The following is a 25,020-nucleotide window of genomic DNA, read 5'->3' on the forward strand; positions in this document are numbered from 1 at the left end:
GTCCACTGGACGGGTTTTTGTTTTTACAGTTATTCTCACCGCTGCAGCGTATTCAGATACGGGTCATGATGCCTTGGGAAATGAATCGTGAACGCTGTGCCACTGCCAGCCTCCGATTCGCAAGTGATGTAGTGCCCAAGCTTTTTCGACAGCTCTTGGGCTAGATACAGGCCCATTCCGGTCGACTTCGCATGTGTGCGGCCGTTCATCCCAGTGAAGCCCCTGTTGAAGATCCGGGGCAAATCCTTCGCCTCGATGCCAATGCCATTATCGCGGAGAATAAGCAGCTTTTCGTCTGGTGTGGCTGCCGTTTGCACCGTAATGACTCCATGCTCGCCGGTATATTGCAGGCTGTTCGTTATTATCTGATTGATAATAAACAGCAGCCATTTTGAGTCGCTTTGTACAATCATGTGCGGCAAATCAAGCTGAACACGGATCCGCTTGGAGATGAACACTTTGGAGTGGGCTTTGATGACCTCCTTCATAAGCGGCTCCAGGTCGCAGTTCACAATGTCATAGTCCTGATTAAAGCTGTCCAGCTTCGCATAATACAAGGCCTGATCCACATAATGCTCGATACGCGACAGCTCCTCGTTCAAGCTCTGCGGATCTACCTCGGTCTGCTGCATCAGGCGAAGAACAGAGATAGGTGTCTTAATCTCATGGAACCAAGAGATGATGAAATCATAATAGTCTTTTTGTTTCGACTGAACCTCATTTAAAGCCCGAATATGGGTAATGCCGGTCTCTTCAAGCGTATCCCGATAAGCTTCTGCCTCCAGGGAGAGGGGCTCGGAATCCTCACTTCGCATCAAGCGGATCGCCTGCAGATTCCTTGTATAACGATAGGCAGTGAAGGCTGCCAGCCAGAGAACCACAAGCACCAGTGCATAAAAGAACGTCGGCCAATGCCAAGACGACTGCGGGTCCGTAGCAAATACGGTGATGATGAGCAGGAAAGCAACGCCATATAAAATAAAATAAGGCCGTTCGTATTTCAGGAATCGCCAGAAATTCATTCGATAATGTACCCCATTCCCTTGCGCGTCACGATGAAGTCTTCAATGCCAAGCATCGCAATTTTGCGGCGCAGCCGGTTGACGTTAACCGTCAGCGTGTTGTCATCAATGAACTGCTCATCATTCCACAGCACCTGCATGAGATCATCCCGTGATACGATCTTCCCAATCTGGCGCATCATGGTCTGCAAAATAATAAATTCATTACGTGACAGTTCGGCAGTATGCTCCCCATATTGAACAGAAGAGTTCGACAGGTGGAAAATAAGCTGCCGATGTGTAAGCTGCAGACTCTCATCTTGATAGGTATAGTTCCGGCGCAGCAGAGCGCTTACCTTCGCGACAAGCACACCGAGGTCAAACGGCTTCTGAACGAAGTCGTCTGCTCCCATATTAATCGCCATAATGACGTCCATATTCTGATTGCGTGAGGAGATAAAGATGATCGGTACCTTCGACACGGAACGAATTTGCTGGCACCAATAAAACCCGTCAAACACGGGTAAGTTTACATCAAGCAGCACGAGATGGGGCTGTCCGGCTTCGAACTCGCCCAGCACATTCTCGAAAGAGGCTAGCTCTATGACCTCGTATTGCCATTTGCGTAAAGCATCTGCCACAATTCTCCGAATTTTCTCATCGTCTTCAATAATCATGATCCGAAACAACAGGATTCCTCCTAGCCCAAGAACAAATATAAGGTAAATTATATCATTTTCGGATCGCGAAAGCCCCCTCTGCACGTATGTACAAAGAGGGCTTTGATTGATGTCTATTTTCCTTGCAAGTGAGATTTGGACACGGCAGGTACAGCAGGTTTGCTGCGAGAGCTTAAGATGAAAATAAACGGAATCGCAACAACGGTAACGATGCAAGCCACCATAAATGTATCGTTCATGGCAAGAACAGAGGCCTCTTCCTGTAAAGATGCTTTAACGGAACCCCCGGTACTCAGTTCAGTGAAATGGGACTCTGTTCTGACTGAGTAGATCGTGCTGAATATCCCGATGGCAAGTGAGGCGATGACCTGGCGAAGCCAGTTCGTAATAGCGGATGCATGGCCAGTAGACTCCCTTGGAATGGCACTCATCGACAGCGTCATAATATTCGGTGAGGAGAAGCCAAGTCCAACGTAACGGCAGATCATCCAGCCGATGATGAAGGTATACGAAGTCGTCATCGATAGGTGGCTAAACGCCAATGTGGCGATAACGAGCAGAATCACACCTCCAAGCAATGGATAGACCGGACTGATCTTCCCGTGAAGCCTCCCCGACAGGAGAGAGGCGCAGATCATTAATAAAGCACCTGGCAGCATCGCAAGACCAACCGTTAAGGACGAGGAGCCGAGGGCATTTTCCATAAAGATTGGCAGCAAGAAAGCTCCTGCGTACAAACCGATAGTCATGATGCAGTTAACGATAATACCGAAGGTAAAGGTTGTGTACTTGAATACCCGAAGATTAAGGAGCGGCGATTTGGCGGTCAGCTCACGCCATATGAAGCTCGCAATGCTGATCACGCCAAGCAATATCCACATCAGTCCCAAGCCGGAGCCCCAGCCGATTTTGTTCCCTTGTGTAAAATACATCATCAGTGAAGTACTGCCAATTATGACGGTAAATAGCCCAACGTAATCGAGGGAACCGCCTTTCTTCACCTGCTGCATAGGCAGATAGCGGGCAGCCAAGGCGATCGCCAATAGGGCAAGCGGAATGTTCATGAAGAATATGGCCTTCCAGCCGTAATACTCTGTGAGCAGACCGCCCAAGGTAGGCCCAATCGCTGGAGCGAACATGCTGGCTACACTCCATAGACTAATGCCAAGCGCCTGCTTTTCTGCCGGAACCGCTTGATACACGATAGTCAGCGTTGCAGGAAGAATCGCCCCGCAAAAGAGGCCCTGCAGAATTCGGAAGAAGATGAGCGACCCGATATTCCATGAGAAGCCGCATAAGATGGAAGTAAACAAGAAGCCTACTAACGAGAACATATAAAGCCGTTTATAACTAATCTTATCTCCTACATAACCAACGATTGGAGCGATTGATCCCATGGCGAGCATAAAGCCCGTCGTCACCCACTGTGTATCATTCAGGTCCGCATGAAGATCCTTCATGATAAAAGGAAGAGCTACGGTTACTGTCCCTGAGTTCAAGATAGACGAGAAGTTACCGAAGAAGATGGCCAATATAACAAACCAGAAACTGTTGTTCCCTTGTTTTGCATTCACAATAACTCACACTCCACATATCTACGTGAGGACGATTATAATATAATGGATTCAGATGTCATACCATCTATTCTTGATGGTAATATAAGCAACGCTAATATGAAGAGCGGAGGTCGTCCATGAATATTGAACAATTAGAGATTGTGAAGGAAGTATTCGAGACGAATTCCATGTCGCTAGCCGCGCTAAACCTCCATGTATCACAATCGGCCATCAGTCAGTCCATCTCTATATTAGAGAAAGAGATTGGTATTCCGCTCTTCAAGCGATCCCGTTATGGAACCGTTCCAACGGAAGACGGAAGAACGATCATCAAGATCGTACTCGAGATTCTAATGAAGGTTGATGAGATCAAGGACGAGGTGCAATCGATTACCTCCATTTATAAGGGAGAGCTAATCATTGCGACGATTGCGAGCTTAAGCATGACCTTTTTGCCTAAGGCGTTAGCGAGGTTCAGAAAGGATTATCCCCAAATTCAAGTGAAGATTGTCGAGATGGAGAGCCGGATCGTGATCGATAAGATCATTCATGACAAGGCACACTTAGGATTAATCTCGCTTAACCAATATACAAGTGACGGGCTACCGGAACCCATTGCGTTCCATTCCTTTCAATACAAAGGGGAGCTTCAAGTGATCATCCCTAATGATTCATTGCTCTCGCTGAATAAGGAGCTTATGCTGAAGGATCTCGCAGATTATGCTTTTATTTTGTCAGCGAGCAGCTTCTGGGATGGGGTCACTGAGGATATTCGGCAAGCTTGCGGTGACATCAATGTCATCTTCACAACGACCAATCCGGAAGTGATTAAACGAAGCGTTGCGGAGGGGCTTGGTATTAGCCTGATGTCCAGCTTAATGCTGCGGGATGATCCTTATGTAGAGAGCGGTCGAATTATTGCGATTCCTCTTGTGGGGTATAGCCTGGATGCGAGCAGGACGTTTGGAGGCATCTATTCGAAGAAAGGCAGCCAGCATCGGCTGGTCCGAAAGTTCCTGGAGTATATCGAAGTGTAAAGTAAATTATGAATTAGGAGGCTGAGACAATTGAAACAAAATAAATATGATGATCCGGACTTTTTCGAAAAATACAGCCAAATGGCGCGCTCAATCGGCGGATTGGAGGCAGCGGGGGAATGGCATGTTCTCCGCGGTATGCTTCCTGAACTGAAAGATAAGAATGTGCTTGATCTTGGCTGCGGCTATGGCTGGCATTGCCGTTATGCGCGGGAGCAAGGGGCTCGCAGTGTACTTGGCATTGATATCTCGGAAAAAATGATCGACCGGGCGCGGGCGTTTAACGAAGATCCACATATCACTTATCGTCAGGCTGCAATTGAGGATATTGATATTGAACCTGGACAGTTTGATGTGGTCATTAGTTCATTGGCACTTCATTATATTGAGGATTTCGTAAGTGCTTGCCGGAAGATTTATGACAGCCTGGCACCAGGCGGCAGCTTTATTCTCTCTATGGAGCATCCCATCTTTACGGCGGTTGCTGCGCAGGATTGGCATTACGGGTCTGACGGGGAGCGGCTTCATTGGCCGGTAGATCACTATCAGAGCGAAGGTCAAAGAATCGCGAGGTTCCTGGATTCGGATGTCGTGAAATATCATCGTACGGTGGCGTCGATCATGAATGCTCTTATTCAAGCGGGGTTTCGGGTCACAGAGGTTGCGGAACCTGGTCCGTCCGAGGATGCTTTGAAGCAATATCCGGATATGATCGACGAGACTCGCAGGCCGATTTTCCTACTGCTCTCAGCACTTAAATAGAAATTCCCACATTTGTTTCTAGTTGTGTTACGATCAGTGGCAGAACGAAACTTTCACATTGGAGTGTAACAAGTATGGGAACACCTTATTCTGCTGTCCTGACTCTTATGGTGACAGCTGGTGTTATTAATATCATCATGGGCATTTATGTGATGTCGAACCGGTCCAAGCAGTTGATGGGGAAGACATTTATCACGATGTGCTTCTTATCGGCTATCTATATATTTGGTTCTGCTCTTGAGCTGTCGTCGGGCACGCTTACGGAAGTGAAATTCTGGATTACGGTCGAATATTTCGGCATGCCCTTCCTGCCGCCGGTCAGTCTGATGCTCATTATGCATTTCCTTGGGATGGAACGGTTTTTGAAATGGCGTTTGCGCTTCATCATGTATCTAATGCCGTTTATTACGCTGGTGCTTGTTATCACCAATGACCTGCATCATTTCTATTACCGCTCGATTGAGCTGCATATTGAGCCTGATCTCCATAAGGTCGATCTGAATGTAGGGCCTTGGTACATTATCCAAGGCGGTTATACCTTCGGCTGTATGATTGGCGGTGTTGTTCTACTGCTGCTCTATTGGAACCGGATGCGGTCCTCTTACCGTCTTCAGCATATTATAATGACCGTCGGGCTATTGCTACCGCTTCTTGGCGACTTTCTATATCTCGGCAACCTGACACCGGGTGGGATTGATCCGATTCCCGTCATTATGACGATTACTGCAGCTCTATATATGTGGGGGCTCGTCTCGAAGGGGCTGCTTAATGTCGCACCGGTTGCGCGTGATACCTTATTTGAAAGTATGAGCGACGGCGTACTGGTGCTGGATATGAACAATCGGCTGGTTGATTATAATCCGGCAGCGGCGTCCGTTCTGCCAGAACTGACTACCTCTTCTCTTGGAACGGCGATTGAGCCTATTCTTGCCCTTCATACAGATGTTAATTTACTCGCTCTGCATGCAGGTGGGGAAGAAGAGACGCCGCGTATCCATGATGAGATTAAGTGGACGGCCCGTAATCAATCTTACTACTATCAAATCCGCTCTTCCTTTGTTCGGAACAAAGGGGGTCAGGAGACAAGCAAACTGATTGTAATGATTGATATGACGGAGCGGGTAAGACTGCAGGAGCAGCTTCGTGAACTTGCCTACCATGACGGTTTAACTGGTATATTCAACCGTCTCCATTTTATTCACTTGAGCGAGGCGCTTCTTCATCAATCGATAACCAAGGATGAACCACTTGCCCTGTTATTATTTGATATCGATCATTTCAAGCAAATTAACGATGTATATGGCCATGATGTAGGAGACCGCGCGCTGCTGCATGTCGTAGAGGTATGCAGGAATATACTGCGTCCGGAGGATGTGTTCGGCCGTTATGGCGGTGAAGAATTTGTTATGGCCATGCCAGGTTTATCTTGGGAAGCGGCGGAAGCAGCCGCCCAGCGAATACGGAGTGAGATCGCGGCACAGTCGATGGTTGCAGCCACTTCGGAGCAAGAAATCTCCGTAACGGCCAGCTTTGGTATCGCTGTTGCCCGGGGAGGCTGCGAGGAAAAGGACGGCGGTATTAATCAACTGTTGAAGTCAGCAGACAATGCGCTGTATGAGGCAAAGAACAGCGGCCGGAATACAGTTCGCTTAGCCAGTAGCAGCAACTAAGAAGAAGCATGTTCCTTGAACAAGGGAAATGCTTCTTTTTGTCATATTAGGCTATCGAAAGATAGCGAAATGCCAAGAGTGATGTCTGATTTAGGAGATAAGAAGGAATTTATAGTCCTAGATGGAATTATAGTAAATAAAGGAAAACGTGTGTAATAGCGGATTGAAGATGAGGGGAGGAGCATCCTTGTTTCGCGGCAAAAGCTTTTCGTTACACTTTGGTATTCTTCTACTAGTGTTATGTGCAGGATGGCTAATATTGCTGCGGAATGAATCGTTCACCGGGGTAGTCGTCAGTAATATTCTTCAGACGTTGTCTGCATTTTATGCCTCCTTCTTACTGCTTCGGACATCGTATAAAGAGACGAGGTTCTGGTTCTATTATGGCCTCGGACTCTCGTTATATGCCGTTGCTCAGCTCATCTGGACGATCGTTACCATCATGTGGAATCATGAACCTGATTATATGGGGATTCCAGAGGTATTATGGCGGATTCAGTATGTGTTTTATTTTATCGCGATCTATATGCAGTACCATCAGCGCCGCTCGCATCTTGCTCTGCGGTTCATCCTTGATATTTTATTGTACGGTACGATTGCTTCCACCCTCTATTGGAACTTTCAAATGAAACCGATTCTGCCTCATCATTATGTAGGCCAAGATACGATTGGTTACACCATGTTTAATTCTTCGATTAGCGCCGTTATGGTATTCCTTCTGCTGTTTTTCAGCTGGTATGGGAAGAAGGTGCTTTCAGGAAGATCGCAGCTCTTGCTGTTATCCGGTTTTATCATTAAATTATTAGGCAACATGGCATTTGTCTATTTGCTGCCTTACACAACCGTTGGCTATCAATGGGAATGGGTGTCTGATTGTTGCTGGTTTCTCGGTATCCTGCTTATAGGCTTCGCTGCATTGCCGGACAAGAACACGGAGACAGCATCACTCAGGCCGGGGAATGAAGCGAGACAAACCTTTGTGAAACGTTATGCGCTTATCATCTTTGTCTGTGCGGCGCTCATTGCGGTCATCTGCAGACTTGGCGATTTCTCGATTATTAGCGTAGGAGCTATTGTGACGGTTGTCCTGCTTGGGATTCGATTATCGGTCGGCATCTATGAATTGGAATCTGCAGGAGCAGCTTTAATGCAGTCTCGCGTTAATTACGGCAATTTCGTAGAAAGCTCATTATTTGGCGTCTTTATTGAGCAAAATGGCAGACTGGTCTATATGAACCAGCATGGAGAGAGTATGTTTGGCTGCAAGCAGGGGCAGATGCTGGGCCAGCCGCTGGCGAGCTATATGCTGGAAGAGGACCGCGACAGATTAAAGCAGGAATTCAGCGCGATCTGCCGTCTCAAGCAAACCTCCCGGATTGCTGTCGCTGCACGCAAAGCCAACCAGACGGATCTTTTCCTCGAGATGCAGGCAGCTCCGGCTTACTTCCGAGGGCAGCCTGCAATATCGGGATTGCTGCTGGATGTAACGGAGAGCAAGCTGTCTGAGCAGCATTTGATTCGGTCTGAGAAGTTGTCTGTCATCGGTCAATTAGCCGCGGGGGTTGCCCATGAAATTCGCAATCCGCTGACTGCGCTAAAAGGCTTCACTCAACTGCTGCACCGTTCGGCCGTTCATAACCGCCATTACTTTGACATGATGCTGACGGAGCTGGAACGGATTAATTATATTGTTGGCGAGTTTATGCTGCTTTCGAAGCCTAACCAATGGCAGCAGATGACTCACTGTGATATGGGGTCGCTATTGGATGATATCATTCCGATTATGCAGTCTCAGGCGATTATTACGAATGTGATCATTTCGGCTGAAAAAAGCCCGGATTTGCTAATCGTGTTATGTGATGCCAATCAGATCAAGCAGGTTCTCGTCAATTTGATGAAGAACTCGCTTGAAGCTATGCCAAACGGCGGTACGTTATATGTTCATCTGAAGAGGGATCATACGGGGTATATTGTCATTGATATTATCGATCAAGGAATTGGAATACCGCAGCATGTCATCGACCGGCTTGGTGAACCGTTCTATACGACCAAAGAGACGGGAACAGGCTTAGGACTTACCGTATGCTTCAAGATTATTCAATCCCATGGCGGCACCCTAACAATCAGCAGTGAACCAAACGTGGGAACGACGGCCACGATCCGATTACCGGTATAAACAACAAATCCCCTGGAGCTGCTCCAGGGGATTCTTGTTTGTTAAATACGGATATCGATCGTATTGCCGGTCATGCCGTTAAGAGCTTGGTTGTTCCGGCTCATGTTGACGCCAAGCTGGCTGCTTGCTGCACTTTGTTGATTCATGTTTTGTTGATTCGAGCTTTGTTGATTAGCCGTTTGATCGGCTGCCTTTGATTGTTTTTGCGCAATTTGCAGCTGAATTTGTTGAATTTGCTGTTGAAGCTGCTGCGTCTTTGTTTCCTTCGTCTTAGCATCATCTTTACTTTGAGCGACTTCCTTGAGCTGTTTCTCCAGACTCTCGAGTTGTTTCTCCAGGGAAGTCGTATCTGAAGCGCTGCTTGAAGTGTAAGAGGATGAGCTTTGCGATACGGATGAAATATTCAATGTGTTCACCTCTTCCATGTGCGATCTACGTTCACATGGTTTATCGGTTTGGAAGATGAACGGAGCATGAACACAGTCTGAAAGTTAGCTGAATGTCTTTTTATTTCTTAAGATCCGTACGATAGCTGAGTAAACCAAGGATCAGGGCGGAGCCAGCCAGAATCGCACCGATCCATGGAAGCGCACCAAGCGCAATATGAGTAATGACCCAGCCGCCAATGAAAGCACCGGCTGCATTGCCAAGGTTGCCGGCCGAATGGCTGGACGTGGAGGCGAGGGCAGGTGCTGCCTGCGCTAGACTCATAATGCGTACTTGAAGTCCCGGGAATACCGCAAAGGATGCTACTCCCCATAGGAAGATGGTAATGACCGCCGTTATTTCATTATGGACGGTAAAGGTGAAGATTGTCAGAATAACAGCAATCGCTAGATAAAGACCAAGGATGGAAGGCATCAGTTTCCAATCCGCCAGCTTGCCGCCCACAATGTTGCCGACGGTTACGCCGATGCCAAACAGAATAAGAATCCAAGTAACGCTATGCTCAGCAAAGCCTGTAATATCGGTCAGCATAGGCGTAATGTACGTAAATACGGCGAATAGTCCGGCGTTGCCGAGTGCTGTAATAAGCAGGTACACGAGCAGCTTGGGTCTGATTATGGCGGAGAGCTGCTGGATCAGGCTGACCTGCTTACTCAGCCGTAATTTTGGAATAAAGATCATAATGCCAATGAGCGCAAGAACACCCATGACCGCAATTGAGCCAAAAGAAGCCCGCCAGCCCCAGTTCTGTCCGATATAGGTGCCGATCGGAACACCGATAATATTGGCGATCGTGAGGCCTGCCATCATGATGGACACAGCTCCGGCCTGCTTATCCGCTCTTACGAGATTAGAGGCAATGACAGCACCAACGCCAAAGAAGGTGCCATGGGTTAAGGCTGTAATCATCCGGGCGACCATAAGCACCGCGTAGTTTGGCGCTACGACGGCTAACCCATTGCCAAGGATGAAGAGAAGCATGAGGATGCAAAGCAGGTTTTTCTGAGGGATGCGGCTGGTCAGGATGGTCATGATTGGAGCGCCAACCGCCACGCCAAGGGCATACATTGTAATCAGCTGTCCTGCAGAGGAGATGCTGACATTCAGGTCATTCGCCACATTCGGGAGAATGCCCATAATGACGAATTCCGTCATTCCAATGGCGAATGCGCCAACGGTAAGGGACAGGACAGATATAGGGAAGCGCTCTTTGGAGGCTTGCCCTTGCGATCCTTTATTACTGGTCAATTGTTGTGAGACTTCCATTTGTAAAGACAACCTTTCTATTGCGCGAGCACCGTGCTGAATAATAACCCCTATTATTTCGCTTCAAAGGCATATAAGCAAGAACATTTTTTGTGCTGAAGGATAGGAATTGCTGGTATGATAACAAGAAAGGGCTTACATCATCCAAACAAAGGAGACGGGGTTAAAGGTGCGTTTCTTCTTCCATCTGAAAGCCCCCAAGAATCCTTTGTTCCTCAAATTTCTGAAGCGGCTGCATTATGATCATCACACGGATCCACATGATTTGAAGCTTCTATTCCTGCCGGTCTGGTACAGCCTGCCGAACCTTTGCGCGTTTGCGCTGTTGTTCTATCTGGTTACGGGGATGATTGATATGACCTTTGCCTTCGCTGCAGGTCTTGTTGCGATGCTGCTTGTGTATGAGTGGAAGCATTATGTGGCGCATCGGCCCATCCAGCCGACGTCAAAGGTCTGGAAATGGAATAAGCGGATGCATCTGCTGCATCATTTTAAGAACGAGAATTACTGGTATGGCGTATCTACGCCGCTAGTGGATGCGCTCTTCGGAACGCTCAAGGATGAGAAGGATGTGCCAACGAGTGATACGGTGAAAAATTTGGAGAAGCGCGGGCAGACGCTGACGTCTTGAAAGGGGAAAGCATGGACAAAGGGACTTTAATCGGTAAAGGCATGACCGCTGAAGTATATGAATGGGGCAATCGGCAAGCACTGAAGCTCTATTATGAGGGTATTCCGAAGGATTGGATTACATACGAGGCGGAGATTGGGCAGGTTGTACATCAAGCGGGCGTACCTGCACCGGCTGTTTATGAGCAGCTGGAGGTCGATGGGCGAAAGGGGCTGCTGTATGAGAGAATCTCCGGCCAATCCCTGTCCGGAAGTATGCTAAGTGATCCTGAACGGGTGATGCATAACGGAGAAGTATTTGCGAGGCTGCATGCAAACATCCATCGCAGCAAGACGGATAAGCTGCCTCGGCAAAAGGATCGGCTGGCGCAGTTTATTGAGCAGTCTGCTCCCTTCTTGGGGGAAAGAGTTCATCTGTTGCTAACGGTGTTAGAAGGTTTGCCGGATGGAGAATACATCTGTCATGGTGATTTGCATCCAGATAACGTTCTGCAAGCAGATGGCCAACTGACGGCCATTGATTGGATGGATGCCAATAGGGGAGATCCGCTATGTGATGTCGCCAGAACATCAATGATCTTCTTGTCGCCATTCCTTGCGATGCCGCCGATTTCTATTAGTCCAGCGTTTAGTCATCAACTGAACAATGCTTACTTGACCGAATATTGCAGGATCACAGGAGCGAGCCTGACAGATATCGACCGCTGGCGGCTGCCAGTCGCCGCCGCAAGACTTCGTGAGCGGGTGCCATACGAGCAAGAGTGGCTGCTCGCGTATATTGATGAGCAGCTAAATCTCAGCTATTAATCCAATAAAAAAGTGCGAGCCGTCTGTCGGCCCGCACTTTTTTTAATCTTTATTTCGAAGCCGCGGCAATTTCCTTACGGACAATAGGCGCCACTTTGGTGCCAAGCAGTTCAATCGCACGAAGCATATCTTTATGCGGAATCGAGCTGGTGTCGACATGCAGGAAGAAGCGGGTGAGGCCAAGGTTTTTGTGCAGCAAAATAATTTTCTCCGCTACATATTCGGCTTCTCCGACATAGAGTGCACCACGCAGGCTGCGCGCCGCATCGAAAGCTTCAAACGTGTATGGAGGCCATCCGCGTTCACGGCCAATCACATTCATCATCGCCTGCTGAGCAGGGTAGAAGAGCTCGGCTGCTCTAGCTTCTGTATCGCTGATAAAGCCATGCGAATGCGTGCCGATCTGCATCTTTTTCGGATCATGGCCTGCACGGATGTAAGCTTCCTTGTACAGTTCAACGAGTGGAGCAAATCGTTCTGGCATGCCGCCTATAATAGCGAAGCATACTGGCAGGCCAAGTGCGCCTGCACGAATCGCCGACTGCGGGTTGCCGCCCGTTGCAATCCAGACCGGAAGCGGGTCCTGCACCGCACGCGGATAGACGGACAAGTTGTTTATTGCAGCGCGGTGATTACCTTGCCACGTGACTTTTTCCTCTTTCGTAATTTGAAGCAGCAGCTCCAGCTTTTCATCAAACAGCTCATCATAGTCCTCTAAGCTGTAGCCAAACAGCGGGAAGGATTCGATAAACGATCCTCTTCCTGCCATAATTTCAGCTCGTCCATTCGAAATGGCATCTACCGTAGAGAAGCCTTGGTAGACGCGGACCGGATCATCTGAGGATAATACGGTAACCGCGCTGGACAGGCGGATATGCTTGGTCTGTGAGGCTGCCGCCGCCAAAATAACATGAGGTGCACTCGCTGCATAATCTGCCCGGTGATGCTCCCCGATTCCATATACATCAAGGCCAACTTGGTCGGCCAGGATCATTTCTTCGACACTGTTGCGGATTCGCTCGGCATGGCTGTAAGCCCCGCCCATACCCGGATAAGGTTTTGCTTCTAGAAAAGTACTAATGCCAAGTTCAAAATTAACTGCTGATTCGGTCATATAAGTCCGCCTCCTTCATTTCTTCTAGTGTACTAATTTTTTTGAAGTTTCTCAATTATAGTTAGCAAGATTATCGGGAGTAGGGCGGGAAAAGACAGTTGTCTTAGGATGATCGAATCAGGGTAGAGATATGAAATTCGAACTTTAGCCATGGGGAATTGGATATATGTGTGCAACAAATTCGGTTATTTTGCGTATCTTTTGTATGAAACGGGGTGTTACTTTGTTCGTGACAATAAGCAGGAAGTTATTCGAGGTGCTTGGTGATGATGAATTAAGGCAGGCATGTATGGGACCAATCGTGGAGCAGATCCGCGGGAAGAGCCTTGCTGTAAAGTCGCAGGCACTTGCTGGGCTGAATCAATCGCAGCAGGCCTTGTTCATGTATGGCGTCTGGTTTGATCATGCCAAGCAATCACCGATGGAGCTGTACTGCTGGACCGCTCAAATGCTCAGCCAGCCTGGTTATTGGGAGGGCATTACGAAAGCGCTCAGGTACTTTGAGAATGAGGCGATGTCAGGTATTCTGGAAGAGATCCGTGTGCTGCTCGACGTTCATGTCCTGCAGAAAGGCCGTGACTTAAGTGAAGTGACGTTCAAGGATTTGGAGCAGCAAGAAGATCTGAAAGAACAGGTTCAGGAATGCTACAGAAGTTTCCAAGCGGAGGTGCCATGCAGTATGCACCGGCTGGCTCAATATATCCGTGCTCATGCGGAAGATTTTATAACCTTTTTACCGGAGGCAGAGAACAGGGATGATTGATTTGCTTGCGATTGTACCTGAGCTTCAAGATTGTATACGGCTGGAGCTGATTCAAAAAGGGTATTCCAGCGATAATAAATATATCGCTTATAATCGTAATGATCAGCCGCTGTACCTTCTCCGGACTTATACGTTTGAAGATGAAGCGCGTAAGCAACAGGAATACCATGTGCTGGAGCAGATGCGGGATCAGGATGTGCTTTGCTCAAGGCCGATCGCAATTGGGGTGCTGCAGGAGCATGCACGGGGATATATGCTGCTATCCTATATAGATGGCGGTGAGGCGACTGACGAGCTGCCGCTCTTAAGTGAAAGCCACCAGTATGAGATAGGTCTGCAAGCGGGAGCGGAGCTTCGGAAAATCCATCAGATTCATGCACCGGATGACATCAAGCCATGGTATGACCGTACGGTTGCGAAATATAAGCGATATCGGGAGAGTTATGAACAAATTGGAGTTAAGCTGGCTTTTGAAGACAAGCTGTTCTCTTATATAGAAGCTAATCTGCTGCTTATGAAGAATCGCCCGAATATCCTGCAGCATGATGATTTCCACGTGGGTAACCTGATTGTGAAGGATGGAAGGCTTTCCGGCGTTATTGATGTGAACCGGTTTGACTGGGGAGATCCCATACATGAATTTTTGAAAGCAGGCTTTTTCAGCGTGGAGGTTAGTGTTCCATTTGCGGTGGGTCAAATCGATGGCTATTATAAGAATGGAAAGCCTGATGATTCATTCTGGGCGTTATATTCGCTTTATACCGCGATGACCATCCTGTCCTCCATTGTATGGATTCTCCGTGTTCGCCCGGAGGAGCTGGACGATATGCTAAGCAGAACGAATAAGGTGTGGGATGACCATAACGGCTTTGATCTTCTTGTGCCAAAGTGGTACACCACCTATCAATAATAAAAAGAAGAGCCTTCACACGAGTGAGGGCTCTTTGTTTATGGCTTGACCGGAGGCATCTCCTTCAGCCCGAATGTTGCGAACGGTCCATAATTGGCAACATTCATCATAATAGAAGCCATTTGGGCGGGCGTCTGGTCAAGATCAGATTCAATCCAATGCATAAGCATACCGAAATGTGCCGAGGTCATATACGCGACAACATAATCTCGTCGTACGTTCAGGTTAGTAGCATCAGGAATGCTGACCTTCTCATAAATATGATTAGCCATGAGCTTACGGAATTGGATCGCATATGAAAGGTCGCCGTTTGGACCAAACATCACCTTCAGGAAGTCCGCGTGCTTGGCAAATTCCTCAAAGACTTGGATACCTAGTGGATAGGGTTCCCTGCGGTCGGCATATTCTATTGCTTCACGAAAGTTCAGCTTAATCACATACTTTTCGACGCTTTTGAACACATGATCCTTCAGCTGCTGCAGCATGTCGGGCACATCCCGGTAGTGCAGGTAAAAGGTTCCTCGATTCAGATTCGCGTGATTCGTAATATCCGTGACGGTAACATGATCGATGCCTTTTTCCCTGATTAGAACCATCAGCGATTCATAGATCTGCTGCTTCGTCTTTGCTTTTCTCCTGTCGATTTTCTCTGACATGGCTTAGACTCCTCTGCAATTTTGCTGCGTTTATGAACACTTGCTTGCTTATGTGATGATTAATGGACATGACGGTGAGTAATGATTATTGTGTATTTCCTCTGTCTCTCATTATAATTAACAGCGTGATCACTAATCAACACAATGTTCATTTATAGAGATAGGGAGATGGGGATGAAATGGCAATCTTTAAACAAAAAATGTTATGGATCGGAATTCTGATCGTTATCGTTGTACTTGCGGTGTTTGGACTGGCGATGATGGGTTCTGTGCTTGGCACAAAACCTCAACATGTACCCGTTGCACTGGTCGTACTTGACCAGCCGGTCGATCTGTCAACTGGCGATAAATTGGCTGTTGGCGAAATGCTGAAGGAGCAGCTAACGTCAAATAAACAGCTGCCGATCAGCTGGAAGATCGTTGGTTCCGAGGAAGAAGCTCGCAAAGGGCTCGACTCCCGTGACTATTATGGGGCGCTGGTGCTTCCCGCAGATTTGAGTGCTGGGGTGGCTTCGCTGATGGGACCGTCCCCAACACCGGCTACTGTGAGTATTATCAGCAATGACGGGATGAATACGCAGGCGGCAACCGTTGTGAAGCAAGGCCTTGGTCAAGTGATGAAGATGGTTTCTCTTGAAATGTCGAAGTCCGCACTGGAACAGATGTCCCAGCGTACGGATCAAATATCAGTAGATGCAGCAACAGCACTGCTCACTCCGATCCAGGTGACGGAAGAAACAGTCCATCCCATCGGCACGAACAATGCGAGCGGGAATGCGCCGGGCTTGCTGACGCAAATCATGTGGATGGGCAGCTTAGTTAGCGCCATGATCCTGTTCCTCGCAAGCGGCAGCGCTAAGAAGGCTTCTGGCCGTAAGTGGTCGGCGCATCTGCTGCAGCCTATTATCGGTATCGTATTGGTCGGCGCAGCATCTGGCTTCCTTGTTTGGATGGCAAGCGGATGGTACGGCATGGAGCTGACGTCTGCTGTAGATACATGGTTGTTCTTATGGCTTGGCGGCTCGGCGTTCTACTTGATGCAGTCCATGCTGCTCAACTGGATTGGTTTCCCGGCCATGGCGATTCTCGTGCTGCTCATGTTCTTCTCGATGCCGATCCTGAACATGCCGCAAGAATTCCTGTCGGATACTACGCAAAACCTACTGTATTCGTGGACACCACTTCGCTTCGTCGCTGGTGGACTGCGTGAAATTATGTACTTCGGCGGCTTGAAGGCCGTTAGCACGAATGCTGCAGTGCTTTGGAGCATTGCAAGCGGCTGCTTGGCGCTGCTCTTAGCCGCAGGTGTGAAGAAAGGCAAAGCCGCTGCGGAACAATCTGCTGCAGTGTAAGTCAAAGATTAGGCTGTCCCAGTGGGACAGCCTTTTTTCTTTGCCTACTGGCGCCAGACCAAATAAGACGGAAAAACCGTACTACAGAGTGCGGGCATGGTATCTTGTGGTGCACGCGCACCGGGCTAATTCATTTTTTCGTGTAATGGCGGGGCTTAGAGGTTACAATAAAACTTGGAATAAATAAGAAATGAGAAGGACTGAGTATATGGGGATGCAGCGAACAACGATATTAATCGCGGAGGATGACCCGGATATTGCAGAACTGATCGCACTCCATTTGGGCAAAGAGGGGTATCAGCTTCTGAAGGCTGCCGATGGCAGGGAAGCGGTTCGTCTCGTTCAAGGGAACAGCATTGATCTGGTTATTCTCGACATTATGATGCCGCATATGGACGGCTACGAAGTCATTCGTGTCATTCGGGAGCAGCAGTACCGGATGCCGATTATTTTCCTAAGTGCCAAGACATCCGACTTCGATAAAATAACAGGCCTCGTTATGGGAGCCGACGACTATATGACCAAGCCGTTTAATCCGATGGAGCTGCTGGCGAGAGTGAATGCCCAGCTGCGGCGGTTCAAGCAGCTTAATCAGCCGGCTTCACCCACCAATCAAGCGACGATTGTCGCAGGAGGGCTGACCATCGATCTCGAGCAGCGCACCGTTACTTTGTACAATGACCGTATTGAGCTCACGCCAAAGGAGTTTGATATCCTGTACCTGCTGGCTAGCCATGCCAAAAAGGTATTCAGTGCGGAGCATATTTTTCAACAGGTATGGGGCGAGGCTTATTATGAGAGCGGTGGCAACACGGTGATGGTACATATTCGGACGCTGCGCAAAAAACTTGGCGAAGACGACAAGCAGAAGCAGTGGATTAAAACCGTATGGGGGGTCGGCTATGCCTTCCAAGGCTAATAAGACGCGTAGCTTCCGGACCCGGATGATTGAGCTGTTCGTCATGAGTCTGCTTATCTCCGGTGCAATAACTTTTCTGTTATATAGGCTATTGCAGTCGTACTATAACTCGAGAGTCCGCTATGCGGATGATCCAATCGCTCAAGCTCGTGGCTGGATTTACGACATAGGCGATTTGAATTTTTTCCTTATCGTCTTTCTGCCGTTATCGTTCTTGCTCTTCTATTTATTCACCAAGCCTTACGTGGCCTACTTTCAAGAAATATCGAGCGGCATTCATCGGTTGGCAAACGGCGATTTCAAGGGAGGAGTATCGATCTCCTCGAACGATGAGTTTGGCATCATTGCCAATGACTTGAATACGGCGGGAGAGATGCTTCAGAAGGCCGTTGAGCGGGGAGATTTTGCGGAAAACAGTAAGCATCAGCTCGTCTTGAATTTAGCGCATGATCTTCGCACACCACTTACGTCGGTACTGGGCTACCTAGACTTTATCCTCCGTGATGAGCAGCTGACCCCCGAGCAGATGAAGCATTTTGCCACTATTGCGTTTAATAAGTCGCAGCGTCTTGAACGGCTCATTGATGAGTTATTCGAAGTGACCCGAATGAATTATGGCAAGCTGACGCTGGACAAGCAGGCGATTGACTTATCCGGGCTGTTGTTGCAGTTAAATGAAGAGCTCTACCCATTGTTCAACAAGAACCGATTAACGGCGAGGCTGGAGCTCCCTCCTCAACTGATGATGGAAGCAGATGGCGAGCTAATCGCGCGGGTTTTCGAGAATTTGCTGACAAACGCCGCCCGTTACGGCCAGGATGGCCAATATGTCGATGTGAAAGGGCGGATCGAGAACGGCGAGGCTGTTGTGGAAGTGATCAATTACGGCGAGTTGATTAAGCCGGAGGATCTTCCGCATTTGTTCGATATGTTCTACACCGGTGATCGCGCCAGATCTCCGGAAGGAAGCACGGGACTTGGCTTATTTATTGTTAAAAATATCGTCGAGCAGCATCAAGGCAGGATCACCGTAGAGAGCAGCGCCATTCGTACCATATTTACGGTTCGATTACCAATTTAAGAAAAACTTTAACTTTTTCCCCACTTCTTCTTAAAAAGTGAACGCTATTCTTAGTTGCATGAACAAGCAAAGGGGAATGGAACATGAGGAAGTGGGTATTAGCGTTTTTACTTGTTATCCTGCTCAGCTATGGCGTCTCACACTATATTACAAAAGATGCCGATGACAGCAAGGTTGAAATAAATGATGCGTCAGAGCCACCGCAGGATGGCCAAATGATTACCGTCAGCAAAGAGCAGGTCTATCAGGGTGATCTGCTGCTCGTCAATACCGACTATGCCCTGCATCCCGAAGGGATCCGCTCAGATATTGTCTCGCTCTCGAACCGTCAAGATCTGGTGAAGGGCTATGGCTTGCTGGATCCTTCCATTCAGCTGTCGGAATCGGTAGTTAAGTCGTTTAGCAAGATGGTTGAAGGGGCAAAAGAGGATGGCGTTGAGCATTTTCTGATCAGCAGCGGCTATCGGGATGCCGATAAGCAGGAACAGCTGTATCGCGATATGGGCCATGACTATGCCTTGCCAGCTTATCACAGCGAGCACAATCTTGGGGTGTCGCTTGATATTGGCTCAACGGAAGCAAAGATGGACGAAGCGGAAGAAGGCAAATGGCTGAAGAAGCATTCGGCCGAATATGGGTTCATTTTGCGCTATCCGAAAGGGAAAGAAGAGATAACGGGTATCCAGTACGAGCCGTGGCATTTCCGTTATGTTGGTATAGCGCATAGCTCGATTATGCAGGAGCAGGAGCTTACACTGGAGCAATATTTGGACAAGCTTAAACAGACCAAGGCGATATCCATCACCGTCGACGGGCAAAAATATACGGTCACTTATTATCCGATCGTGGGAGACAGTGCGACAGTCAATGTGCCGCAAGGCAAGCGGTATGATATTTCCGGCAACAATTATGACGGTGTTATTGTGACGGTATATGAATAAGTGGGAAAAGCGCACAGCGGGTGCGCTTTTTTTGTTGCTGCACCAGAACGAAGCCATGTATCAATAAACGAAGTAAGCCGGCTATCGTCTTAGACGTGACCGGCTTTATTTGTCCCAATGAGCGGGGTGGACGAAGGATGAAGGCAGCTTGGTACTGGAATTACCTTTAGCAGACTGAAGCTGAACCTGAGTAAGGAATAAAGTGTCGCGTAAGTCCGCTCCACTTAGATCGGTATCGCGCATATCGGCTCCGATGAGATCCGCGTGGCGGAGGTCAGCATTCCGTAGATCGGCGGCGATGAGATAAGCCCCCCGTAAATAAGCCCCTCGGAGGTCCGCACCTTGAAGCTTGGCACCGATCAGATCTGCGCCACGTCCGATCGTTTTTTTGTGCCGAATGTTCGTCTTGTTCTTAGGCGCTTGCGCCCGAACAAGCTCGCTTGCCTGCAGCAGCAACGTATTCACCTTGGCGCGGTGGGCGGCGACATCCAGCTCCAGCAATGATTCAACGCTTAAGCGGGTTAGCTGCTCCGTATCCTCGATTGCCACTCGAAGCTCTGTATGAATGGACTCGGCCGCTTGCTTCTCAAGTGCATCGGTCAAATACCAGAGCAGCTCGTGAAGATGCCATAGGGCAGGGAAAACGCCAAACATCTGCTTCGCGGTTTGTGGATTATGCCGCCAGTCGCGCCCGCCGAAAGTAATCTGTGAAATCTTTTGCCCGGCACCAAAACAGTCATATACAGTGCAACCGCGAAAGCCCTGCTGCCGCAGCTTATTGTGAATACCGCATCGGAAATCCTCCTGCAGATTTCGGCATGGCTGCCCGCTGTGTTTATCGATCGCAAAATCCCCGGAAGCGGCAAAAGGAAGTGCGACGCAGCATAAGCCAAAGCAGCGCTCACAATCCCCTTTTAAATCCTTACGGTCAAGGAGCATTGGACTCCCTCCTTTTACTCTTTTATAATCACTATTTTATAAGAAGCTGGGAGGGGAATATAGGGAAAAAACAATTATACTCCTTTAAGTGGAAGTTATGGTTGTGACGAATGAATAAAGCTCTTACGAAGCATATTTAGTAGAATAATTCTGAGGATATATAAGGAGCAGCAAGATGAACAGCATGATGAAGGCATTAGTATTTGAACAGTTTGGCGGGCCAGAGGTATTGGTCTATAAGGAGATTGCAGCACCATTGCTTGAGCCGGGAACGGTATTGGTAAGGATGAAGGCGATTGGGCTGAACTATGCGGATATTTATCGCAGGCGTGGTAACTATCATTTGGCGGGTGAACCGCCTTATCTATTGGGCTACGAAGGTGCTGGCGTTATTGAAGAGGTTAGCCCAGAGGTTGAAGGGCTGAAGCCGGGGGACCGCATCGCCTTCTGCGATGTGCCATTTGCGAATGCAGAGCTGGTGCAAGTCCCGCTCGCGAAGGCCATTCCGCTTCCTGAAGATATTAGCTTTGAGACAGCAGCGGCAGTATTGCTTCAGGGAATGACGGCGCATTATTTGACGCATGACAGCTACAAGGTGCATGCGGATGACGAGGTACTCATCCATGCTGCAGCCGGTGGCGTTGGGCAGCTGCTGCTGCAGCTCGCGAAGCGGCAAGGAGCTCGCGTGCTTGGGCTTGTCTCTTCAGAGGTAAAGCAGGAAGCGGCGTTAGCAGCTGGAGCCGACGAAGTGCTGCTTTATAGCAGCAGCTGGGTGGAGACGGCCAAGAGCTGGTCTTCCAGCGGAGAAGGAGTAACAGCTGCATATGATTCAGTTGGTTCAACCTTGATGGACAGCTTTGCTGCTGTGCGGACCAAGGGGACGGTCGTCTTCTACGGGATGGCGGGAGGAGATCCGGCTTTCGTAGATCCGCGGATGTTGATGGATACGTCGAAAACATTAACCGGCGGCGATCTGTGGAATCATGTAACAACACGGGAGGACCGTATACGGCGCGCATCGGATTTGTTTGACTGGCTGCTTGACGGGAGTCTGAGGCTGGAAACGCATAGAGCGTTCTCCCTTCAGGATGGCGCGGAAGCACACCGTCTGCTGGAGAGCCGGCAAAGCACCGGTAAAATTATTCTTATTCCATAATATTGGCTAAGCCGGGACATTCTCAGTGTGGGAGTGATCCTGGCTTTTTTATCGAATGGAGTTGCTGTAAGTAGGACATCTTATCGATAGAGGAAAATGAAGGAGTTAATGTCAATTTGCTAAAGTTAACGTTGACGTTAACATTAATCTAGTGGTATCGTAAAAGGACAGAAAGAAAGGAAAGAGGCGATGAACATCTTTTACAAAATCGAGGACGTAGCGAGGATGGTTGGCTTAACGAAGCGAACGCTACGTTATTATGAAGAGATTGGGCTGCTTACTCCTCCGGAGAGAAGTGAAGGCGGATTTCGTCTATATACCGATGCTCACGTAGAGCGGCTTAAGAAGCTAATTAATGCACGGGACGTGCTTGGTTTCTCGCTGCAGGAGCTGCAGCAGTACGTTTCGATGAGCGAGGAGTTCATTAATCAGCGTGATGAGTTCAAACAAACGGAAGACCGGGAGTTGCGGCTGCAGAAAATCAATGAGCTTGAGCAGACAGTTAATAAACAGCTGGAGCTGATTGATCTGAAGCTTGAGAAAATGAAAAATATGCGATCGGAAATCCATCTCTTGAAGGATAGAATTACCGAAGCCAAATCAAAATATAAACAGGAGTGATGATGAGCGTGGCAAATTCATCTCAATCAGATTCGTTAACAGAAGAGAAAAGCGGGTTTTTCAGCCAGCCCCGTGCGGTATGGGCAGTTTTTTTCGCAGGTATCATCGCATTCATGGGGATTGGCCTTGTTGACCCGATCTTGAAAGCTATCGCGGAAGAGATGCATGCATCAGCTAGTGAAGTAAGCCTATTGTTCACCAGCTACAATGCGGTTATGGCGGTAGCCATGTTGATTACTGGTGTTGTGACCTCACGCATTGGCATCAAATGGACGCTCCTGCTTGGTGTCGTCATTATTGCGATTTTCTCGCTGCTAGGCGGGTTGTCGAATAACATATGGGCACTTGTTGGCTACCGTGCCGGCTGGGGTCTCGGTAATGCTTTCTTTGTTGCAACGGCTTTGACTGCTATCGTATCCTTGTCCAAAAGCGGCGTGACAAAAGCAATTATCCTTTATGAAGCCGCTATTGGTATTGGTATTTCGGTAGGTCCTCTGCTTGGCGGTGAGCTTGGTTCGATCTCATGGAGAGGCCCTTTTCTGGGGGTTGCTGGACTAATGGTTATCGCGTTCCTTGCGATTACCTTTATGATGCCCAAAGCAGCACACGCGCCAAGAGCAGCTGCTACGAATTCTAGAAAAACCTCTCTGCTCGATCCGTTCCGGGCATTAAGACATCGTCCATTAGTTGTCTTTGGTCTGACGGCTTGCTTCTACAACTTCGGCTTCTTTACGCTGATGGCTTATGCTCCGTTTGTAATGGGCTTAGGTATTCATGGGCTCGGCTATGTGTTCCTCGGCTGGGGGATTCTGCTCGCTGTTACTTCCGTATTTATGGCACCTTGGCTGCAGCGGAAATTCGGCACCGTAAGATCGATGGCGGTTATGCTGACGCTGTTTGGCCTTACTTTGCTCGCGATGGCGATCTGGACCGATACGCAATGGGTTATTATCGCAAGTGTTATTTTTGCAGGTGCCTTGCTTGGGAACAACAATACGTTAATTACGACTGGTGTTATGAATGCCGCTCCGATTGAACGTTCCACCGCTTCTGCGGCATACAGCTTCCTGCGCTTTATTGGCGGGGCGATCGCGCCTTATTTCGCCGGCAAGCTGGCAGAATGGTATAACCCTCATATTCCTTTCTATGTGGGTGCAGGCTTTGTTATCTTATCTGTACTGTTCATCCTGATGAATCATAAGCATGTGAAGCATGTCGATCAGGCAGGCGGCCATTAATATCCCTCTCTAAAATAAACGAGAGCTATTTCTTCTGGTCCCATTGGGCCAGCTTGAAATAGCTCTTTATTCATGGAAGGAAGGGATTTACATTGTTCGCGGCAAATAGATGTATCTGTATAATCACGACTTACCTATGTTCATGGGAGGATGTGCAGCAACATGCGAAAATTGCCTGATTCGTTTACATTCCAGGATGGCCGTCGTGTCCTAACGAGAGCCGACTGGGAAGAACGCTCGAAGGAACTGCAAGAGCTGTTTCATTATTATATGTATGGTGTTATGCCGGAAACATCAGGAGAACAGGTATCTTATGTCAAAACAGAGCAGGGATTACAGGTTCATGTTACGCGGGGAGAGGCGAATGCTGTCTTTACCGCAAGGTTCAGTTTACCGCCTGAAGATTGTGCGCTGGAAGGACCCTATCCAGTCATCTTCACGATTGGCTCATTAGAGGGCTGGCACCCGGAAGGTACGACTGTGACGAATCACATCGAGCAGGCCAACAAACGTGGTTATGCAGTAGTTACATTGCTGCCAGCGGAGATCGCTTCTGACAATTCGGCAAGAACAGGGGCTTTCTTCACTCTGTATCCATACTCAGCGGAGATGGCCGATCCAGGTATTTTTGTTGCTTTAGGCTGGGCGGCGGGAAAAGTTATGGATGCGCTTGAGCAGCAGCTTTATCCTGACCTCGACACGGAACGAACCATTATTACCGGCTTCTCCAGATGGGGCAAGGCCAGCCTTGTTATTGGGATGATGGACAAGCGATTCGCGCTTGTGAATCCTCATGCGTCGGGGGCAGGAGGAATGGCCTCCTTCCGGCACTCATTCGAAGGGAAGAACTACCTCTGGGGGACTGCCGGCAAAAGCGAGCCGCTTGAGGCGCTGCATAGTGAAGGAGAAGCACACTGGTTCAACTCAACCTTCCTTCAGTTCAAGGACCCAGCGGAGCTGCCTTACGATCAGCATCAGCTGGCTGCACTTATAGCACCAAGAGCCCTGCTCTTAACAGGCGGTTACGAGGATGATTGGGTAAACCCCGAAGGGATGTACGTCTCCTACGCCGAGGCGGAGCGGGTATTTAATTTCCTTGGTGCAGCCGAGCAGATTGGTATCGCGTACCGAGCTGGCGGACATAACCGAACGCAGGAGGATATTGACCATCTGCTCGAGTTTTGTGAATGGCGCTTAAGAGGGATTCAGCCGGTTAGCTGTGACTTCAAGTCCAGCTTGTACGAGCCCTGGCAGGGTTAATTCGATTTGAAAAAGAAGCCGTTTCAGAAGATTAATTC

Annotated in this window: 23 protein-coding genes and 1 pseudogene; 16 read left to right on the forward strand and 8 right to left on the reverse strand. The window is 48.7% G+C overall.

Going from position 1 to position 25,020, the window contains the following annotated elements; genetic code table 11:
- Positions 1-35: 35 nt before the first annotated feature.
- The 3 genes from AB4Y93_RS22895 to AB4Y93_RS22905 form a co-directional block, all read right to left on the reverse strand.
- A complete protein-coding gene (locus tag AB4Y93_RS22895; protein ID WP_441895389.1) occupies positions 36-1,022 on the reverse strand; it encodes a sensor histidine kinase in 987 nt (328 codons plus the stop codon).
- Positions 1,019-1,690, reverse strand: coding sequence for a response regulator transcription factor (locus AB4Y93_RS22900; protein WP_441895391.1), 672 nt, complete (start codon positions 1,688-1,690; stop codon positions 1,019-1,021). Before AB4Y93_RS22900 ends, AB4Y93_RS22895 begins: the two co-directional genes overlap by 4 nt.
- Before the next feature lie 104 nt (positions 1,691-1,794).
- On the reverse strand, positions 1,795-3,255 hold the full coding sequence (locus AB4Y93_RS22905; protein WP_441895393.1) for an MDR family MFS transporter: 1,461 nt from the start codon (positions 3,253-3,255) through the stop codon (positions 1,795-1,797).
- Between the two features lie 119 nt (positions 3,256-3,374).
- Between AB4Y93_RS22905 and AB4Y93_RS22910 the strand changes: the two genes are divergently transcribed.
- The 4 genes from AB4Y93_RS22910 to AB4Y93_RS22925 all read left to right on the forward strand — a co-directional run bounded on the left by AB4Y93_RS22910 (position 3,375) and on the right by AB4Y93_RS22925 (position 8,882).
- Complete coding sequence (locus AB4Y93_RS22910) at positions 3,375-4,274, forward strand: LysR substrate-binding domain-containing protein (RefSeq protein WP_441895394.1); 900 nt, start codon at positions 3,375-3,377, stop codon at positions 4,272-4,274.
- A 30-nt stretch (positions 4,275-4,304) separates the two neighbouring features.
- Positions 4,305-5,036 carry a class I SAM-dependent methyltransferase gene (locus tag AB4Y93_RS22915; RefSeq protein WP_441895396.1) on the forward strand — a complete coding sequence of 244 codons (732 nt, stop codon included), beginning with the start codon at positions 4,305-4,307 and terminating at the stop codon, positions 5,034-5,036.
- Positions 5,037-5,110: 74 nt separating this feature from the next.
- Positions 5,111-6,706, forward strand: a complete 1,596-nt coding sequence (locus tag AB4Y93_RS22920; protein WP_441895398.1) for a histidine kinase N-terminal 7TM domain-containing protein — start codon at positions 5,111-5,113, stop codon at positions 6,704-6,706.
- A 187-nt stretch (positions 6,707-6,893) separates the two neighbouring features.
- A complete protein-coding gene (locus AB4Y93_RS22925; protein ID WP_441895400.1) occupies positions 6,894-8,882 on the forward strand; it encodes an ATP-binding protein in 1,989 nt (662 codons plus the stop codon).
- Between the two features lie 41 nt (positions 8,883-8,923).
- Here AB4Y93_RS22925 and AB4Y93_RS22930 read toward each other — a convergent pair whose 3' ends face one another.
- Together AB4Y93_RS22930 and AB4Y93_RS22935 are read right to left on the reverse strand one after the other, a co-directional pair.
- Positions 8,924-9,289 (reverse strand): FlxA-like family protein, encoded by a 366-nt coding sequence (locus tag AB4Y93_RS22930; RefSeq protein ID WP_441895402.1) that lies wholly within the window; start codon positions 9,287-9,289, stop codon positions 8,924-8,926.
- A gap of 100 nt (positions 9,290-9,389) precedes the next feature.
- Complete coding sequence (locus AB4Y93_RS22935; protein ID WP_441895404.1) at positions 9,390-10,595, reverse strand: MFS transporter; 1,206 nt, start codon at positions 10,593-10,595, stop codon at positions 9,390-9,392.
- Between the two features lie 172 nt (positions 10,596-10,767).
- Between AB4Y93_RS22935 and AB4Y93_RS22940 the strand changes: the two are divergent.
- Together AB4Y93_RS22940 and AB4Y93_RS22945 are read left to right on the forward strand one after the other, a co-directional pair.
- Positions 10,768-11,226, forward strand: a pseudogene (locus tag AB4Y93_RS22940) (sterol desaturase family protein); the annotation flags it as partial.
- Between the two features lie 11 nt (positions 11,227-11,237).
- A complete protein-coding gene (locus AB4Y93_RS22945) occupies positions 11,238-12,032 on the forward strand; it encodes a phosphotransferase family protein (protein WP_441895406.1) in 795 nt (264 codons plus the stop codon).
- 49 nt (positions 12,033-12,081) lie between these two features.
- Here the strand turns inward: AB4Y93_RS22945 and AB4Y93_RS22950 are convergent, their stop codons facing one another.
- Positions 12,082-13,146 carry an LLM class flavin-dependent oxidoreductase gene (locus AB4Y93_RS22950; RefSeq protein WP_441895408.1) on the reverse strand — a complete coding sequence of 355 codons (1,065 nt, stop codon included), beginning with the start codon at positions 13,144-13,146 and terminating at the stop codon, positions 12,082-12,084.
- Between the two features lie 166 nt (positions 13,147-13,312).
- Here AB4Y93_RS22950 and AB4Y93_RS22955 point away from each other — a divergent pair, with 166 nt between their 5' ends.
- Together AB4Y93_RS22955 and AB4Y93_RS22960 are read left to right on the forward strand one after the other, a co-directional pair.
- The gene (locus AB4Y93_RS22955; RefSeq protein ID WP_441895410.1) at positions 13,313-13,909 is read left to right on the forward strand and encodes a hypothetical protein; all 597 of its coding nucleotides are present in this window, start codon (positions 13,313-13,315) and stop codon (positions 13,907-13,909) included.
- Positions 13,902-14,819 (forward strand): aminoglycoside phosphotransferase family protein, encoded by a 918-nt coding sequence (locus AB4Y93_RS22960; protein ID WP_441895412.1) that lies wholly within the window; start codon positions 13,902-13,904, stop codon positions 14,817-14,819. The genes AB4Y93_RS22955 and AB4Y93_RS22960 overlap by 8 nt, the downstream gene beginning before the upstream one ends.
- A 38-nt stretch (positions 14,820-14,857) precedes the next feature.
- Here AB4Y93_RS22960 and AB4Y93_RS22965 read toward each other — a convergent pair whose 3' ends face one another.
- On the reverse strand, positions 14,858-15,475 hold the full coding sequence (locus AB4Y93_RS22965) for a TetR/AcrR family transcriptional regulator (protein WP_441895414.1): 618 nt from the start codon (positions 15,473-15,475) through the stop codon (positions 14,858-14,860).
- Between the two features lie 179 nt (positions 15,476-15,654).
- Between AB4Y93_RS22965 and AB4Y93_RS22970 the strand changes: the two genes are divergently transcribed.
- From AB4Y93_RS22970 to AB4Y93_RS22985, 4 genes are all read left to right on the forward strand, one after another.
- Complete coding sequence (locus AB4Y93_RS22970) at positions 15,655-16,827, forward strand: YhgE/Pip domain-containing protein (protein WP_441895416.1); 1,173 nt, start codon at positions 15,655-15,657, stop codon at positions 16,825-16,827.
- A gap of 214 nt (positions 16,828-17,041) precedes the next feature.
- Entirely contained in the window at positions 17,042-17,746 is a 705-nt protein-coding gene (locus tag AB4Y93_RS22975) for a response regulator transcription factor (RefSeq protein ID WP_441895511.1), read from the forward strand.
- On the forward strand, positions 17,730-18,827 hold the full coding sequence (locus AB4Y93_RS22980; RefSeq protein ID WP_441895418.1) for an ATP-binding protein: 1,098 nt from the start codon (positions 17,730-17,732) through the stop codon (positions 18,825-18,827). Before AB4Y93_RS22975 ends, AB4Y93_RS22980 begins: the two co-directional genes overlap by 17 nt.
- A gap of 83 nt (positions 18,828-18,910) precedes the next feature.
- The gene (locus AB4Y93_RS22985) at positions 18,911-19,768 is read left to right on the forward strand and encodes a M15 family metallopeptidase (RefSeq protein ID WP_441895420.1); all 858 of its coding nucleotides are present in this window, start codon (positions 18,911-18,913) and stop codon (positions 19,766-19,768) included.
- Between the two features lie 105 nt (positions 19,769-19,873).
- Here AB4Y93_RS22985 and AB4Y93_RS22990 read toward each other — a convergent pair whose 3' ends face one another.
- On the reverse strand, positions 19,874-20,707 hold the full coding sequence (locus AB4Y93_RS22990) for a pentapeptide repeat-containing protein (RefSeq protein WP_441895422.1): 834 nt from the start codon (positions 20,705-20,707) through the stop codon (positions 19,874-19,876).
- A gap of 187 nt (positions 20,708-20,894) precedes the next feature.
- Here AB4Y93_RS22990 and AB4Y93_RS22995 point away from each other — a divergent pair, with 187 nt between their 5' ends.
- From AB4Y93_RS22995 to AB4Y93_RS23010, 4 genes are all read left to right on the forward strand, one after another.
- On the forward strand, positions 20,895-21,863 hold the full coding sequence (locus AB4Y93_RS22995; protein WP_441895512.1) for a quinone oxidoreductase family protein: 969 nt from the start codon (positions 20,895-20,897) through the stop codon (positions 21,861-21,863).
- Between the two features lie 189 nt (positions 21,864-22,052).
- Positions 22,053-22,484 carry a MerR family transcriptional regulator gene (locus AB4Y93_RS23000; RefSeq protein WP_441895424.1) on the forward strand — a complete coding sequence of 144 codons (432 nt, stop codon included), beginning with the start codon at positions 22,053-22,055 and terminating at the stop codon, positions 22,482-22,484.
- A 2-nt stretch (positions 22,485-22,486) separates the two neighbouring features.
- A complete protein-coding gene (locus AB4Y93_RS23005; RefSeq protein WP_441895426.1) occupies positions 22,487-23,722 on the forward strand; it encodes an MFS transporter in 1,236 nt (411 codons plus the stop codon).
- A 162-nt stretch (positions 23,723-23,884) separates the two neighbouring features.
- Entirely contained in the window at positions 23,885-24,982 is a 1,098-nt protein-coding gene (locus AB4Y93_RS23010) for a glucuronyl esterase domain-containing protein (protein ID WP_441895428.1), read from the forward strand.
- Positions 24,983-25,020: the final 38 nt, after the last annotated feature.

The sequence above is a fragment of the Paenibacillus sp. YAF4_2 genome, assembly GCF_052113225.1.
Classification (GTDB): Bacteria; Bacillota; Bacilli; order Paenibacillales; family Paenibacillaceae; genus Pristimantibacillus.

Bases quoted from the DNA above. Each gene is read 5' to 3' on its own strand.
- AB4Y93_RS22895 (WP_441895389.1), bottom strand. From the start codon at position 1,022: ATGAATTTCTGGCGATTCCTGAAATACGAACGGCCTTATTTTATTTTA.
- AB4Y93_RS22910 (WP_441895394.1), top strand. From the start codon at position 3,375: ATGAATATTGAACAATTAGAGATTGTGAAGGAAGTATTCGAGACGAAT.
- AB4Y93_RS22920 (WP_441895398.1), top strand. From the start codon at position 5,111: ATGGGAACACCTTATTCTGCTGTCCTGACTCTTATGGTGACAGCTGGT.
- AB4Y93_RS22935 (WP_441895404.1), bottom strand. From the start codon at position 10,595: ATGGAAGTCTCACAACAATTGACCAGTAATAAAGGATCGCAAGGGCAA.
- AB4Y93_RS22945 (WP_441895406.1), top strand. From the start codon at position 11,238: ATGGACAAAGGGACTTTAATCGGTAAAGGCATGACCGCTGAAGTATAT.
- AB4Y93_RS22950 (WP_441895408.1), bottom strand. From the start codon at position 13,146: ATGACCGAATCAGCAGTTAATTTTGAACTTGGCATTAGTACTTTTCTA.
- AB4Y93_RS22955 (WP_441895410.1), top strand. From the start codon at position 13,313: ATGTGTGCAACAAATTCGGTTATTTTGCGTATCTTTTGTATGAAACGG.
- AB4Y93_RS22960 (WP_441895412.1), top strand. From the start codon at position 13,902: ATGATTGATTTGCTTGCGATTGTACCTGAGCTTCAAGATTGTATACGG.
- AB4Y93_RS22965 (WP_441895414.1), bottom strand. From the start codon at position 15,475: ATGTCAGAGAAAATCGACAGGAGAAAAGCAAAGACGAAGCAGCAGATC.
- AB4Y93_RS22970 (WP_441895416.1), top strand. From the start codon at position 15,655: ATGGCAATCTTTAAACAAAAAATGTTATGGATCGGAATTCTGATCGTT.
- AB4Y93_RS22975 (WP_441895511.1), top strand. From the start codon at position 17,042: ATGCAGCGAACAACGATATTAATCGCGGAGGATGACCCGGATATTGCA.
- AB4Y93_RS22980 (WP_441895418.1), top strand. From the start codon at position 17,730: ATGCCTTCCAAGGCTAATAAGACGCGTAGCTTCCGGACCCGGATGATT.
- AB4Y93_RS22985 (WP_441895420.1), top strand. From the start codon at position 18,911: ATGAGGAAGTGGGTATTAGCGTTTTTACTTGTTATCCTGCTCAGCTAT.
- AB4Y93_RS22990 (WP_441895422.1), bottom strand. From the start codon at position 20,707: ATGCTCCTTGACCGTAAGGATTTAAAAGGGGATTGTGAGCGCTGCTTT.
- AB4Y93_RS22995 (WP_441895512.1), top strand. From the start codon at position 20,895: ATGAAGGCATTAGTATTTGAACAGTTTGGCGGGCCAGAGGTATTGGTC.
- AB4Y93_RS23000 (WP_441895424.1), top strand. From the start codon at position 22,053: ATGAACATCTTTTACAAAATCGAGGACGTAGCGAGGATGGTTGGCTTA.
- AB4Y93_RS23005 (WP_441895426.1), top strand. From the start codon at position 22,487: ATGAGCGTGGCAAATTCATCTCAATCAGATTCGTTAACAGAAGAGAAA.
- AB4Y93_RS23010 (WP_441895428.1), top strand. From the start codon at position 23,885: ATGCGAAAATTGCCTGATTCGTTTACATTCCAGGATGGCCGTCGTGTC.